This is a genomic window from Sinorhizobium sp. 6-70, from assembly GCF_030124375.1.
Lineage (GTDB): Bacteria > Pseudomonadota > Alphaproteobacteria > Rhizobiales > Rhizobiaceae > Sinorhizobium.
In genome coordinates this window covers 21,923-35,801 of the sequence record NZ_JASKLS010000024.1, presented here as the reverse complement: position 1 = coordinate 35,801, position 13,879 = coordinate 21,923, and the positions used below count along the sequence as shown (strand labels likewise).

Annotated in this window: 12 protein-coding genes, 1 tRNA gene and 1 pseudogene; 3 read left to right on the top strand and 11 right to left on the bottom strand. The window is 62.1% G+C overall.

What is annotated here, in order from left to right:
* Positions 1–240 precede the first annotated feature (240 nt).
* Positions 241–1,270: pseudogene (gene adhP / locus QN222_RS29355) on the bottom strand (alcohol dehydrogenase AdhP).
* 339 nt (positions 1,271–1,609) lie between these two features.
* The gene (guaB, locus tag QN222_RS29350) at positions 1,610–3,112 is read right to left on the bottom strand and encodes an IMP dehydrogenase (RefSeq protein ID WP_283963609.1); all 1,503 of its coding nucleotides are present in this window, start codon (positions 3,110–3,112) and stop codon (positions 1,610–1,612) included.
* Between the two features lie 777 nt (positions 3,113–3,889).
* Here guaB and QN222_RS29345 point away from each other — a divergent pair.
* On the top strand, positions 3,890–5,299 hold the full coding sequence (locus QN222_RS29345; RefSeq protein ID WP_283963610.1) for a DHA2 family efflux MFS transporter permease subunit: 1,410 nt from the start codon (positions 3,890–3,892) through the stop codon (positions 5,297–5,299).
* Between the two features lie 21 nt (positions 5,300–5,320).
* Here the strand turns inward: QN222_RS29345 and QN222_RS29340 are convergent, their stop codons facing one another.
* From QN222_RS29340 to QN222_RS29330, 3 genes are read right to left on the bottom strand one after another with little or no spacing between them, the layout of a single operon-like run.
* Positions 5,321–5,704: a VOC family protein gene (locus QN222_RS29340; RefSeq protein WP_283963611.1), complete on the bottom strand. Its 384-nt coding sequence runs from the start codon at positions 5,702–5,704 to the stop codon at positions 5,321–5,323.
* A gap of 3 nt (positions 5,705–5,707) precedes the next feature.
* Positions 5,708–6,445 carry an RlmE family RNA methyltransferase gene (locus tag QN222_RS29335; protein WP_180940261.1) on the bottom strand — a complete coding sequence of 246 codons (738 nt, stop codon included), beginning with the start codon at positions 6,443–6,445 and terminating at the stop codon, positions 5,708–5,710.
* A complete protein-coding gene (locus QN222_RS29330) occupies positions 6,442–8,040 on the bottom strand; it encodes a Ppx/GppA phosphatase family protein (RefSeq protein WP_283963612.1) in 1,599 nt (532 codons plus the stop codon). Before QN222_RS29330 ends, QN222_RS29335 begins: the two co-directional genes overlap by 4 nt.
* Before the next feature lie 432 nt (positions 8,041–8,472).
* Here QN222_RS29330 and QN222_RS29325 point away from each other — a divergent pair.
* Positions 8,473–8,546 (top strand) — tRNA-Gln (locus QN222_RS29325).
* Positions 8,547–8,668: 122 nt separating this feature from the next.
* Complete coding sequence (locus tag QN222_RS29320; protein WP_283963613.1) at positions 8,669–9,184, top strand: DUF6538 domain-containing protein; 516 nt, start codon at positions 8,669–8,671, stop codon at positions 9,182–9,184.
* Between the two features lie 203 nt (positions 9,185–9,387).
* Here QN222_RS29320 and QN222_RS29315 read toward each other — a convergent pair whose 3' ends face one another.
* The 6 genes from QN222_RS29315 to rraA are packed head-to-tail and all read right to left on the bottom strand — an operon-like array spanning position 9,388 to position 13,871.
* Entirely contained in the window at positions 9,388–10,437 is a 1,050-nt protein-coding gene (locus QN222_RS29315) for an AbrB family transcriptional regulator (RefSeq protein WP_283963614.1), read from the bottom strand.
* 2 nt (positions 10,438–10,439) lie between these two features.
* Positions 10,440–10,739, bottom strand: a complete 300-nt coding sequence (locus tag QN222_RS29310; protein WP_283963615.1) for an antibiotic biosynthesis monooxygenase family protein — start codon at positions 10,737–10,739, stop codon at positions 10,440–10,442.
* On the bottom strand, positions 10,736–11,161 hold the full coding sequence (locus tag QN222_RS29305) for a cupin domain-containing protein (protein WP_283963616.1): 426 nt from the start codon (positions 11,159–11,161) through the stop codon (positions 10,736–10,738). Before QN222_RS29305 ends, QN222_RS29310 begins: the two co-directional genes overlap by 4 nt.
* 12 nt (positions 11,162–11,173) lie before the next feature.
* Positions 11,174–12,553 carry an NAD-dependent succinate-semialdehyde dehydrogenase gene (locus QN222_RS29300; protein ID WP_283963617.1) on the bottom strand — a complete coding sequence of 460 codons (1,380 nt, stop codon included), beginning with the start codon at positions 12,551–12,553 and terminating at the stop codon, positions 11,174–11,176.
* Entirely contained in the window at positions 12,550–13,380 is an 831-nt protein-coding gene (locus QN222_RS29295) for a TIM barrel protein (protein ID WP_283963618.1), read from the bottom strand. Before QN222_RS29295 ends, QN222_RS29300 begins: the two co-directional genes overlap by 4 nt.
* A 17-nt stretch (positions 13,381–13,397) precedes the next feature.
* Positions 13,398–13,871, bottom strand: coding sequence for a ribonuclease E activity regulator RraA (gene rraA / locus QN222_RS29290; protein WP_283963619.1), 474 nt, complete (start codon positions 13,869–13,871; stop codon positions 13,398–13,400).
* Between the last annotated feature and the right edge of the window lie 8 nt (positions 13,872–13,879).

The window sequence follows — 13,879 nt, the reverse complement described above, 5'->3', positions numbered from 1 at the left end:
ACAAGGAGAAGGTCCTGTGTCTTAATTGTTTACTCGTCATAGGCATCGATCATCGCTTGGGTGATGACGGGTTCGTTCATGGCGCCCTCCTTCGGCTATCCTCTCCGCAGGCGGTACCGGAAGGAAAGCCGCCCGCGCGCAGGATAGGTCAACCGGCGCGCGCATGGCGTACAAAACTGCGTTACCGGCAGCGCTGGATCGGGCGGCGCGGGGCGAAGAAACCGCCCCGCGTTTCACTGCCTAGCCGTTGAGATCGAGGACGATGCGGCCGCCGATCCTGCCCTCCTCCATGCGCTCGAAGATCGCGTTGATGTTCTCGAGCTTATCCCAGGAAAAGTGGGCCGCGACCTTGCCCTCGCCGGCAAATTCCAGCGCTTCCTCAAGATCCTGACGGGTGCCGACGATCGAGCCACGCACGGTGATGCGCTTCAGGACCGTATCGAAGATCGGCAGGCAGATCTGGCCCGGCGGCAGGCCGACGAGCGCCATCGTGCCCTTGGAGCGCAGCATGTTGTAAGCCTGCTCCATCGCCTTCGGTGAGACCGCCGTCACCAGCCGATCCGTGGACGCCTCCGATCCGCTTCTGGACCTCTTCCACGGCGTCGCGCGACCTTGCATCGATGACGAGGTCGGCGCCGAGCTTCTCGGCGAGCGCGATCTTCTCGGGGAAGATATCGGCCGCGGCGACATGCATGCCCATGGCCTTGGCATACTGCACCGCCATGTGGCCAAGGCCGCCGATACCGGAGACGAGGACCCATTCGCCGGGCTTCACCTCCGTCTCCTTCAGCCCCTTGTAGACCGTGACGCCGGCGCAGAGCACCGGCGCCGCCGGACCGAATTCGAGCTTTGCGGGTAGCCGCCCGACGAAATCCGGATCGGCGAGCCCATATTGGGCGAAGGTGCCATCAATCGAATAGCCGGTATTCTGCTGGCTGCCGCAAAGCGTTTCCCAGCCGGTGCGGCAGGGCGTGCAGCAGCCGCAGGCAGTGTGCAGCCACGGAACACCGACCCGGTCGCCCTCCTTCAGCCCCTTGACGCCGGCACCGAGCTTGGCGACGTAACCCACGCCTTCATGGCCCGGAATGAAGGGCGGGTTCGGCTTCACCGCCCAATCACCCTTTGCGGCATGCAGATCGGTGTGGCACACGCCTGTCGCCTCGTACTTGATGAGGACCTGGCCGGGTCCAGGCCTTGGGATCGGCACTTCCTCGATCACAAGCGGCTTGCCGAACTCGCGTACCACAGCGGCTTTCATGGTCATATCGATGTCCTCCGATCGTCGATGTTGGCGCCGGCGCAGCCGGCATCGCGCACGCTCCGGTGTCGCGCTGACAAACGGAAGCCTAGCGCCAGAGCAAGCCACGGTCCCTTGACACACATCAAGGAGGGGTCGTTCGGTGGAGAAATCGTCTCAGATCTGAAACAGTCATGCCGGCAAACGGCGATCAGCTCATCGCCATCCAAAGCGGCGTGTCGAAAAAATGAGGTAGAGCACGAAAACCAGTGCAACATGGGCGACCATGGGCCAGAAGATCTCGAAGCCGGTCATCGGTGTTTGCAATGTCGGGGGGAAAGCGGGGCGCTTCGAAGCGCCCCGAAGCAGCTGTCAGACGGCGCCCGGATAGTTCGGGCTCTCGCGGGTGATCGTCACGTCGTGCGCGTGGCTCTCGCGAAGGCCGGCACCGGAGATACGCACGAAGGTCGCGCGTTCCTGATAGTCCTTGATCGTCGCGCCGCCGACATAGCCCATGGAAGCCTTGAGCCCACCGGCGAGCTGATGCAGCACGCCCGCAACCGGCCCCTTGTAGGGGACCTGGCCCTCGATGCCTTCCGGCACGAGCTTCAGCGTGTCGCGCACCTCGGCCTGGAAGTAGCGATCGGCCGAACCGCGCGCCATTGCGCCGACAGAACCCATGCCGCGATAGGCCTTGAAGGAACGGCCCTGATAAAGGAAGACTTCGCCCGGGCTCTCGTCGGTACCGGCGAGCAGCGAGCCGATCATGACAGCCGAGGCGCCGGCGGCGATGGCCTTCGCCATGTCACCGGAGAACTTGATGCCGCCGTCGGCAATCACCGGGATCCCGGACGCCTGCCCGGCCTCGACGGCGGCCATGATCGCCGCAAGCTGCGGCACGCCGACGCCGGCGACGATACGCGTCGTGCAGATAGAGCCGGGGCCGATACCGACCTTGACGGCATCGGCACCGGCATCGATCAGCGCCTTGGTGCCATCCGCGGTGGCCACGTTGCCCGCCATGATGCGAACGGAGTTCGTCAGCTTCTTGATCCGGCCGACGGCATCGAGCACACGCTGTGAATGGCCGTGTGCGGTGTCGACGACGATCAGGTCGACGCCGGCGTCGATCAGCCGCTCGGCGCGCTCGAAACCGTCGTCACCGACGCTGACGGCGGCGGCGGCGCGAAGCCGGCCCTGCGCGTCCTTCGACGCGTTGGGATTGAGCTGCGACTTCTCGATGTCCTTGACCGTGATCAGACCGACGCAGCGGCCGTCCGGATCCACCACCAGGAGCTTCTCGATCCGGTGCTTGTGGAGGAGACGCTTGGCTTCCTGCTGGTCGACACTTTCCTTGACGGTGATCAGATTTTCCCGGGTCATCAGTTCGTAGATCTTCTGACCCGGATCGGAGGCGAAGCGTACGTCGCGATTGGTGAGGATGCCGACGAGACGCCCCTGCTTCTGCCCGCCGGCGCCGCCATTTTCAACGACCGGGATACCGGAAATGCCGTGCACCTTCATCAGGCTCAGCGCGTCGGCGAGCGTTGCATCCGGACCGATCGTGACCGGGTTGACGACCATGCCGCTCTCGAACTTCTTGACCTGGCGAACCTCTTCGGCCTGTTCGGCCGGGGTCAGGTTGCGATGAATGACGCCGAGGCCGCCGGCCTGGGCCATGGCGATCGCCAGCCGGCCTTCGGTGACCGTATCCATTGCGGAGGACAGAATGGGGAGGTTGAGATCTATATCCTGCGCGATGCGGGTCGAGATGTTGGTCTGGCCCGGCATGACCTCGGAATGTCCCGGCTGAAGCAGAACGTCGTCGAAGGTCAAAGCCTCCAGACCGGTTGCCGTTTCGATGATGCGCGCCATGGCCAGTTCCTCTTCAATAAACGAAAATCCCCGGGGACCGTCAGCGATTTGTCCACCGGGTGACTTCAAAGCTTGTCTTGGAAGTTGGCGAGGGCTCGTAACACGGATATGTCGGAATGGGAATAGTCAAGGGCCGGAAATCTCCAGGGCCCTGGAAATTGTTGTTGCACAGCAACATTTCTCCGCCGCTAGATATCGAACTGATAGGTCGCCGGCATGAAGCGGTAGCCGATGAAGGGCAGACGGTCCGCGGCGATCATGTCGAAGACCTTGCGGCGCGTAGGGCCAAAAAGCGGCAAGCGCCGTGATGCCCGGCACAACTTCTGCACCGTCCGCGATTTTCGGCCGGCGTGCCGACACGCGCCTCGTCCTTCCAGAATCGCACTCGACCTGCCCGGTGAACGTGGCGCACAAGTAAGCCGTTGCCACGGCAAGCCATGACGGGCAGGAAGTAGGGCCGAAGGAAAGGGACAGGCGGGATCACAGGCTTTTGATCTGCAATCGCAGGTTTGGTTTGCGCTTCGATGGCTTTCGTGTTTTTAGACGCCTACTGCATGTTTTTGTCTTTAAATCGTAGCCGATTTAAAGACAAAAACATGCAGCAACGCAAAAGTGCTGCAGCGTCCTTTGCGCGTCTAATCAGACGCGCGGCGCTGTAGGGCCGCGGTAGCGCTTTGACCGACGCAATTTCCTGAAATCGATTCCGCTTCCGGGAATTATGCTATAGGCCGTCATTGTCGCGCCACGCCCGCGCCACTCACGCCAGGGCCTTTCCGCATGAATCGTATCGTTCCGTTGATCCTCGCCATAGCTCTCTTCATGGAGCAGATGGATTCCACGGTTATTTCGACTTCACTGCCCGCCATCGCCCACGACATCGGTGTCGGCCCGATCACCCTGAAACTGGCGCTGACATCCTACATGGTGGCGCTCGCGATCTTCATCCCGTTGAGCGGCTGGATGGCCGACCGCTTCGGCGCCAAGCGCATTTTTCGTGCGGCGATTCTCGTCTTCATCGTCGGCTCGGTGCTCTGCGCCATCTCGAACAGCCTCATCGCTTTCGTCCTCTCGCGCTTCCTGCAGGGTATGGGCGGCGCAATGATGACGCCCGTCGCTCGCCTTGTTCTCGTCCGAGGCGCCCCGCGCAGCGAGCTCGTCTCGGCCATGGCGTTGCTGACTATCCCGGCACTCGTCGGACCGCTCGCCGGCCCTCCGCTTGGCGGCTTCATCACCACCTATTTTTCCTGGCACTGGATCTTCCTGATCAACGTGCCGGTCGGCATTGCCGGCTACGTGCTTTCCGGCATCTATCTGCCCGAGATGGAACGGCGAAACCCGCCGCCGGTCGACATTCTCGGCTTCGTGCTTGGCGGCATCGCCGCCTCGGGCATCGTCTTCGGCCTGTCGGTCATCAGCTTGCCAGCGCTGCCGACGTCGATCGGCTTTGCATCCGTTTCAGCCGGCATCGCCGCCACGCTCCTCTACATCGTCCATGCCCGCAGGCATCCGGCGCCGGTGCTCGATCTGAAGCTGTTCAGGAACAGCGCCTTCCGCGCGGCCACGATCGGCGGCACGATCTTCCGCATCTCGGTCGGTGCGATCCCCTTCCTGATGCCGCTGATGCTGCAGATCGGTTTCGGCCTCAATCCGTTCGAGTCCGGCCTCATCACCTTCGTCGGCGCGATTGGCGCCATCACCACCAAATTCCTCGCGCGCCGTGTTCTCGCCTTTGCCGGTTTCCGCACCACGCTGATCGCCGCGGCCGTCGTCGGTGGGTTGTTGACCTTCGCCAACGGCTTCTTCACGCCGGCGACCCCCTACCTGGTGATGATCTCGATCCTGCTGCTTGCGGGCTTCGCCCGGTCGTTCTTCTTCACCAGCATCAACGCGCTTTCCTTCGCCGATATCGACGATGCGGACGCCAGCAAGGCGACCTCGATGAGCGCCGTGCTGCAGCAGATCAGCCTTGCGCTTGGGGTTGCCGTCGCTGGCGCGATCCTTGAAGTCCAAACGTCGATCAGCGGCGGCCCGCTGGGTCTGGAAGACTTCCATATCGCGTTCATGATCATCGCCGGCGCCAATCTGCTGGGCGCCATCCCGTTCCTGACGATGGCGAAGAATGCCGGCGCTTCCGTTTCCGGTCACCGCCTGCAGATGCGCGAAGCCGAAACGACGGCCGGCAAATAAGGCAGGCCCTGTCGTCCCGCTTTATTCCGGCCGCTCACACACGGCCGACAGCTTGTTGCCGTCCGGATCGCGGACGTAAGCAGCATAGAAATTCGGGTGGAAGGGCCTCAGGCCGGGTGCGCCCTCGTCCGTGCCGCCATTGGCGAGTGCAGCGGCGTAGAAGGCATCGACGGCAGTGCGGTTTTCCGCCTCGAGCGCAACCATCGAACCGTTGCCGATCGTCGCCGCCTTCCGGTTGAACGGCGTCACCACCCAGAGGCGGCAGCGGACATCGCTTTCGGCGCCATAGCCGATCTCGACTTCGTCCTGCTTCCGCCGTTCAAGGCCAAGCGTCGCGAGCGTCTTGTCATAAAAGGCGCCGGCGCGGTCGAGGTCGTTCGTGCCGAGCGTCACGTAAAGCAGCATGTTCTACTCCGTTGCAGCGTCTTCCGCCGGCTCCTCGGTCTCCGTCGCTCGCCGTCCCTTGAAGCCCTTGGCGAGCAGGAACATCTCGACCGACTCGGCGCGAGACGAGGCCGGCTTGACATGGATGACCTGCCGGAAATTCTGCTTCAGCATGTTCAGGAGCTCACGCTCCGTGCCGCCCTGGAAAGTCTTTGCCAGGAAGTGGCCGCCTTCGGCGAGCACATCGACGGCAAAATGAGCTGCGACCTCGCAAAGGTGCATCGTGCGCAGGTGATCAGTCTGGCGATGGCCGGTAGTCGGCGCCGCCATGTCGGAGATCACCAGGTCAGGCGTTCCACCGATCGCCTCTTTTAGCCTGTCGGGCGCCTCGGGGTCGAGAAAGTCCATCTGCAGGAAGCGGACACCGGGGATCGGGTCCATTTCAAGAAAGTCGATCGCGGCCACACGCGGGTCGGCATCGGTCGAATTCGTCACCTTGGCGGCGATCTGCGACCAGCTTCCGGGCGCGGCACCAAGGTCGATGATGCGCCTGGCGCCGGCAAGGATCTTGTGCTTCTCGTCGATTTCAAGAAGCTTGAAGGCCGCCCGGGCGCGATAGCCCTCGAGCTGTGCCCGCTGGACGTAGGGATCGTTGATATGGCGCTCCAGCCAGCGGCGCGAGGAGGCCTTGAGCTTGCCCTTCTTCACCTTCTGGCCGAGCTTACGGCCGCTGCGGTTGCCGCCGATCGGCGATTTCGTCATGCCTTATTCCCCTCATGGGCTTTGTTCCCCTCGTGGGTCCTGTTCCCCTCGTGGTTCGCCGATCCGCCATTGAAGCTGCGCTGGTGCCGGCGCGGGCGGGCGCGGCGCCAGGCGCCGTCGTCAGCCATCATATCGGTCAACAGGCCTTCGCGCAGACCGCGATCGGCCACGCGCATGCGCGTCGACGGCCAGCGGCGGCGGATCGCCTCGAGGATCGCGCAGCCGGCAAGCACCAGATCGGCACGATCCGGCCCGATGCAGGGATTTGCGGCGCGAGCTGCGAAATCCCAGGAAAGCAGGCGGGATTGCATCGCCGAAACCTCGTCGTCGGACAGCCACAGCCCATCGACCTTGCGCCGGTCGTAACGCGGCAGATCGAGATGGACACCGGCGAGCGTCGTTACCGTTCCCGATGTTCCGATCAGATGAAAGCCGTCGCCGCCGTTCGCCAGAGCCTCGACCGGGGGGCTATCGAAGCGGGCGAGCATGCCCTCGACCTCGCCCACCATCGCCTCGAAGCTCTGCGGCGTCACATGCTCGCCGCCATGGCGTTCCGAAAGGGTGACGACCCCGACGGGGAGCGACGTCCAATGGGTGATATGGTTGGCCAGCCGGCTCGACCGGTTGTCGCCAATGCGAATGATGGCGATCTCGGACGAGCCGCCGCCGATATCGAAGAGAACGACGGATCTCGTCTCGCGATCGACCAGCGACGAGCAGCCGGAAACCGCCAGCCGCGCTTCGGTCTCGCGATCGATGATCTCGAGGTCGAGCCCGGTTTCCTCGGCCACGCGCCTCAGAAAGATTTCGCCGTTGGCGGCCGACCGCGCCGCCTCCGTGGCGATCAGCCGGCGGCGGCGGATCAAACGGGCATTGAGTTTCGCGGCACAGATCTTGAGTGCCTCGACGGAGCGCTCCATCGCGTCGTCCGAAAGGCGCCCGCTCGCTCCCAACCCCTCGCCGAGCCGGACAATGCGCGAGAACGCGTCGACCACGCGGAACTGGCCCGGCCGGGTCGGCTGCGCGACCAGGAGGCGGCAATTGTTGGTGCCGAGGTCGAGCGCCGCGTAGAGCGGTGCCGGCGGCTCACCCGCCGTAACAAAGGGCGCGCGCAGATTTTCCGACCGCGGCGCATGCGTCGGCTGTGAAACCGCCCCGGCCTCGGCACGACGTGGATCGCCCGGCCGCTCACTCGCATGCGGTTTGCCGTTCGACGCAAGCGGCCGCCCCTGAAGCCCGCGCCGATGCCGCGCCTTCTTGCTGCGCTTGTGGCCCTTCTTGTCGGTGATGACCGCATCGAAAAGCTCGACGCTTCCGCCGGAAACGGCGGCCATGACCTGGCCCTGCGGTTTTGCTGCTTTCGAGCGACGGCGCCGTTTGCGCTTTCGCGCAGGCTCCGCCACATCCAGTCCTGCGGGACGCCCTGCCTCTCCGGCTTGGCCGGATTGGCTGGCAACTGCAGACGGCGAGCCGGACGGCCTGCGCCGCCTCCGCTTGCCCTTTCCGCCGCGCGGCACGACCTTGCGCGCCTCGCCACGACCTGCTGCCGACGCCCCGGATTCAGACGGCTTTTCGCCGTGATCGGGGTCTTTCACGTGTCTCAACCATGGCGCCGCGCGAAGCCTGACGGCCGCTCAAGGCGCTCTCTCGATTTTGCGTTGGCGCGACTGTACCAGCGCCGCCCCTTTTCGCCAAACCTTTTTTGACGTCGCGGCGGCTGCGTGTTTCGTTAAATCGAAATCGATTTAAGGAGAAAAAACCGCAGCGATTCCGCACGCTACAGCGTCCTTGCGCGCCTGACAGACGCGCCGCCGTGGCCGGCAAACCGAGCCGCCTCCGAGGCTTACGGAGGCACAGGTCATCGCAAGGCTCCCGTCTTTCCGCGCACTCCCCGGCGCTCGCGCGTGGAAAAGAGTGGCTGGCCACAGGCCAGTCGCATTTTTTTGCCAAAAGGTATTTGCATCGGGCATTCTTTTGTTTATAAGCCCGCCACACCGACGCGGCGGCCTCGCTCCGCCAGCGAACCTTGGGGAATAGGTTAACGGTAGACCAGCGGACTCTGACTCCGTTAGTCCTGGTTCGAATCCAGGTTCCCCAGCCAATTCTCCCGAAGAGCCCTTAATTCCTTGATTTTCCAGTCGTGCCGAATATCGTTTTGGCATCATCGGCGACCTGATGCCCAGAACTGTAGCCCAAAGGTGATGCCCACGCCGATCGAGCGCGATGGACGAGCTCTCGGGGAAAGACAGGGCACTGATCATGGCCGTGCGCCACGAGGTCGAGAATCTTATTCGCCGCGGCAACATCTTTTACTGGCGCGCGCGTATTCCAACCGCCTTCGTCCGCTGCCGTCCGGGTAGCCGCCTTTCACTCAGCCTTCATTGTTCCGACCATAGAAAGGCTCAGATCATCGGCCGGAAGCTCAATACCCGGCTGGCCGAGCTGAAGATGAATTCGAAGGAAGCGATGTCCACCAAACAGCAACTCCAGATCCTGTTCGAACACGAGCGCGACAGCCTGCTTGAGAAGCTCGATGACATCAGCACGATGGCCAAGCGCAATGGGCGTGGGGGCGATGTCGTCGAGATGGAACTCGACCTGGAGGCCGGGTGGGCTTATCAGTTCCTGGCAAAGTTTGGGACCCGCTCGGAACTCACTCTGGAGGGCGAATGCGCTGGTCTCGTGAGAATCCACGGTCCCCAGGCAGGCTGTTTTTTGGCCCGCAGTTCGCTTTCCTGACAGGCCACTTAGCTTCAAAAAAAGCATAGTTTTTACAAGCGCTTGACCACCGTTTGTCGGTAGTTGTCGCTCAAAGGAGAGCTGTCGCGGTTACCATTTCAGATGCGTAATTTGCTGCCTGGGGACCCAGTTTAAACCATTTCGAGCTCTTCCGCCGTCCCGTCACCAGTAAACGTTCATTGCAATCGGTGATCGCCCCGCGCTCATCGGAACCGCTTCACAAATCGAAACACGAACGCTGATCCCGCGACCACCAGCAGGACGCGCACGATGTGATGAAGAACCACGAATGGTACTTCTATGCCGAGTGACAGGGCAATGATGCTCATCTCGGCCACCCCACCTGGTGAGTAGGCCAGAACGAGCGCGATGAAGCGATCGCCGGTGAAGCAGGCGAGAACGCCGGCAAACCCCATCGATACGCAAAGCAGAAGGAAGGTGGATCCGATCGAAAGACCGATAACCTTCAGGATCTCCCGTGGTGATGCCATTGCGAAGCGGCATCCGACCGTGGCGCCGATCACCACCTGCGCCGCCGCCAACGCAATGCTCGGCATCTCGAAATCGGTCACGCCAGAGAAATGCAGGATCGCACTGACGGCCATCGGCCCCATGAGATATCTGGCTGGAAGACGGAGGACGATCCCTGCCCCGACACCCAAGACAACGGCCGCAGTGAACCACGCAAGATCTGCAAGCTCGACGCTCGAAAGAGGAACATAGCTGGTTCCGGTCCGGCTGATTGGCGCTCCTGTGAACGGTTGAATCAGGAACGGTAGGCTGAGGACGACGAGGAATATTCGTGACGCATGAATGAGTGCGATCGTCTTCTCATCGCCGCCTCGCTCGGCACCCAGGATCACCATCTCGACCAATCCGCCCGGCATCGCCGAAAAGAAGGCCGTTGGGTGATCAAGGCCTGCGACCAGACGGAAGTAGGCGTAGACCGCCGCCCCGGCTGATGCGATGAAGACCGCCAAGCCAGAAAGGGACAGAAGCCACATGCCTACGTGCTCGAACACTGCGGGCGAGAAGGACGTTCCGAGCATCGCGCCGATCAGGGCCGTCATCGGTGGCCTGGCAAAGCGGGGCATCGCTAGCGGCAGGCGGACAAGCGCACCAAGGCCCGTTGCAATCATCGCACCGAGGAGCCAGGCGAGCGGCATATGGAAATGCCACATCACCGAACCGCCGGCGGCGGCGATTGCCAATGTCAGGGCAAATGAGATGGCAACAGCACGCTTCCTACGCATGATCAGCCATACGAAGCCACGCATTCGGAATGGGTGACGCGCGGCGCGCCGTCGAAAAAGGGACTGACGAGCATTCGCCATTCCTGAAAATCGTCGGAGTTGCGGAAGTCGACCATGTGATTGTCCACCGTCTCCCACTTCACCACGAGACGATAGAGTGATGGTGTCTCGATGACCCGATGCAGGGAAACGCCGTGGCAACCCCTGGCCCTGAGAAACAGGGGAGCAGCTTTCTCGACACCCTGCTCGAATGCCTGTTCATTACCGGGCTTCACCGTGATCTCGGCAACTTCAAGGATCATTTGCCTGCTCCGGACTGATGCCCATGCTCGGCATCGATGGCACGTTCCTCACCCGTCGCGATCATGGTCCGCGTGGCGTCGATTGACGCGTAGACCCAGAAGATCCGCATGGGCTTGTCTGTGGCATTGATGAAGCGATGCGGGACGTTTGCGGGAATCCACGTCGTATCATTGGTGTCGAGATGATGCTGGACACCGTCGATCTCGGCGATCGCCTGGCCCTCGATGACCATGACACTCTCTTCACAATTGTGCATGTGCAGGCCGATGGCAGCACCCGGATCAAAGGCGGTAATGCCGTTGATCATGCTGGTCGAGCCGCACTTTCGGGTGACGAGCGGAGTGGTACGCGCGCCTCCACCACGATCGTTTGTCTTCAGTTCGCGGGGACGGAGGATTGCCGGCTGGGCAGACGATGCCATGACATTCATTCCTTACTTTGCAGTGTGGGCTGGACCGGTCCAGATGGTCTTGATGTTCACGAATTCGCGCATGCCATAGACGCCGAGCTCGCGACCGTAACCGGAACGTTTGATGCCCCCGAAGGGATAGCGGGGATCGGAAGCCACCATGCCGTTGATGAAGACGGCACCCGCATCAAGGTCGCGAGCAAGCTCTCGGGCACGCCTGACGTCCTTGCTCCAGATGGCCGATCCAAGGCCGAATTCCGTCTGGTTGGCAAGGCGGATCGCCTCGTCGGCATCCTTTACCCGGATGATTGCAGCAACCGGTCCAAAGGTTTCTTCCCGGAACGCGGTCATCTCGGGCGTTACGTGATCAAGAACAGTCGGTGGATAATAGAAGCCCTCACCCTCGAGCGGCTTTCCACCCGTCATCAGCGTCGCGCCAGCAGCGACAGTCTGTTCGACCTGGGCATGGAGACCCCTCATGAGGTTTGCGCGCGCCATCGGGCCGATGTTGGTGTCGCGTTCCATCGGATCGCCGATCTTCAGCTTGGCGACGCCAGCGCAGAACAGTTCGACGAAGCGATCGGCGATGCTCTCCTCGACAATGAAGCGCTTGGCGTTGACGCAGGACTGGCCGACATTGATGTAGCGCGCCTTGACCGCGACCGTTGCCGCTTCTTCGAGATCGGCATCGGCAAGGACGACAAACGGATCCGAGCCTCCAAGCTCGAGAACCTGCTTCTTGAGCGCCTTGCCTGCCTGCGCGGCAACGATGGCACCGACTTCCGTCGAGCCTGTCAGGGTGACGGCGGCAATGCGATCATCCGCGATCAGGCTTGCAACCTTCTGCGGCTCGATCAGAAGCGTGCGGAACAGGCCTTTGGGGCAGCCAGCTTCCGACATCACCTCCTCAATCGCCAGCGCGCACTGCGGCACGTTGTTGGCATGCTTCAGGATCGCCCCGTTGCCGGCGGCGAACCCCGGAGCGGCAAACCGAAAGAACTGCCAGAACGGATAGTTCCACGGCATGATGGCAAGCACGACGCCAAGGGGATCGAAGGCGACAACACTCTCGGAAGCATTGGATTTGACCGGCTCGTCGGCGAGATATTGCGGAGCATGTTCCGCATAGAAATCGCAATTGTAGGCGCACTTCTCGATTTCTGCTTCCGACTCGACGATCGGCTTGCCCATTTCGAGGGTGATCATCTCCGCATAGCGCGCCTTGTTGGCGCGAAGAACCTTCGCCATTCCATGCAAGAGGGGAACGCGTTCGGTGACCGGAACCTTCCGCCATGACTTCTGCGCCTCGGCTGCAGCAGATAGAGCGGTGTCGACATAGACGTCGTCGTGAAACTCATAGCGCGCCAGTTCGCTTCCATTCGTAGGGTTGATTGCCGTTATCACGCAGGCCTCCTGTCTTGTCGCTCGCACTTGGCACTTGCTGCCATGAATTGCTTCCAGCGCGGCAGGAAGGCTGCGCTGTCGATCGTGGTTTTCGATGGGAAAAATTCGAAGCCAATTGCACCTTCGAAGCCATGGGACCGCAGGGCCTCGAGCAGGCTTTCAAAATCAATGACCCCGGTTGCCGGTTCATGCCTGCCGGGGTGGTCAGCGATGTGGACGTGGCCGATCCTGTAGTGGTTCGCGGCAATCCAGGATTCGAGTTCAGTACCATTCGCGCACGCATGATACGTGTCGACAAGCAGCGCGATGTTGTCCGGCCCGAACGCGTCCTGAATACGCGCGGCATGATCGAGCGTGGACATGGCATAACCGGGAACGGCAGCCTCGCTGATGGCCTCGATCAGCACTTTGACCGGCGTGCCTGCTGTGCGCTCCACGGCATAGCTCAGATTGTTGCGATACGTTTCCGCTATGGCTGCAACATTGCTCGTCGAAGGAACGCCCGCCATCGGATGGACGAACGGGCAATCGACGGCGTTTGCATAATCGAGTGCGCGATCGAATTGCTCGCGAAAGTCTGCTTCACGGCCGGGGATGGCGGTGAGCCCCTTTTCCCCTCTACTGGCGTCGCCGACGGCAGCTCCGACCTGCGAAAAGACAAGTCCGCAGCGTGCCAGTTCTGCCCGCATCTGCGCGGCGGGGATTACAAACGGTTGCGGATGCTCGATCGCCGTGAACCCGGCTTTTGCCGCGGCAGCGATCCGTTCAAAGAGCGGCAGCTCGGTGAACAGATAGCCGATATGCGCTGACCATCGGTTCTCCGGCATCGAATTCCCCTTCGACTTCAGCGAAAGTCCTCTGCGCTCACCAGCACGCCGTCCGCGTCTGCATAGGCGAAATGGCCCGGCGTAAAGGTGACACCTCCGAAGCTGATACCGACGTCGCGCTTACCCACACCATCCTTGCTCGACTTCTTCGGGGTGATCGACAGGCAGAACACGCCGACGTCCATCGTATCGATCTCGACACTGTCACGGACCGACCCGTTGATGATGATGCCAGCCCAATTGTTGTCGCGAAGGATCACCGCGATCTGGTCACCCAGCAGGGCAAACCGCGTTGACGCACCACCATCGACGACCATCACGCGCCCATCGCCGGGCTTCTGAAGTTCGGCCTTCAGGAGCGCGTTGTCTTCGAAGCACTTCACGGTTGTGATCGGACCGGAGAACGTCCGCCGTTGTCCCAGCTTGATGAAAGGCAGATTGCAGAAGTGAACATCGTCGCCATGGGCGTCCACGAGATCAGCAGTTTTCATGGTCTCTC

Bases quoted from the DNA above. Each gene is read 5' to 3' on its own strand.
- guaB (WP_283963609.1), bottom strand. From the start codon at position 3,112: ATGGCGCGCATCATCGAAACGGCAACCGGTCTGGAGGCTTTGACCTTC.
- QN222_RS29345 (WP_283963610.1), top strand. From the start codon at position 3,890: ATGAATCGTATCGTTCCGTTGATCCTCGCCATAGCTCTCTTCATGGAG.
- QN222_RS29340 (WP_283963611.1), bottom strand. From the start codon at position 5,704: ATGCTGCTTTACGTGACGCTCGGCACGAACGACCTCGACCGCGCCGGC.
- QN222_RS29335 (WP_180940261.1), bottom strand. From the start codon at position 6,445: ATGACGAAATCGCCGATCGGCGGCAACCGCAGCGGCCGTAAGCTCGGC.
- QN222_RS29320 (WP_283963613.1), top strand. From the start codon at position 8,669: ATGGACGAGCTCTCGGGGAAAGACAGGGCACTGATCATGGCCGTGCGC.
- QN222_RS29315 (WP_283963614.1), bottom strand. From the start codon at position 10,437: ATGCGTAGGAAGCGTGCTGTTGCCATCTCATTTGCCCTGACATTGGCA.
- QN222_RS29310 (WP_283963615.1), bottom strand. From the start codon at position 10,739: ATGATCCTTGAAGTTGCCGAGATCACGGTGAAGCCCGGTAATGAACAG.
- QN222_RS29305 (WP_283963616.1), bottom strand. From the start codon at position 11,161: ATGGCATCGTCTGCCCAGCCGGCAATCCTCCGTCCCCGCGAACTGAAG.
- QN222_RS29295 (WP_283963618.1), bottom strand. From the start codon at position 13,380: ATGCCGGAGAACCGATGGTCAGCGCATATCGGCTATCTGTTCACCGAG.
- rraA (WP_283963619.1), bottom strand. From the start codon at position 13,871: ATGAAAACTGCTGATCTCGTGGACGCCCATGGCGACGATGTTCACTTC.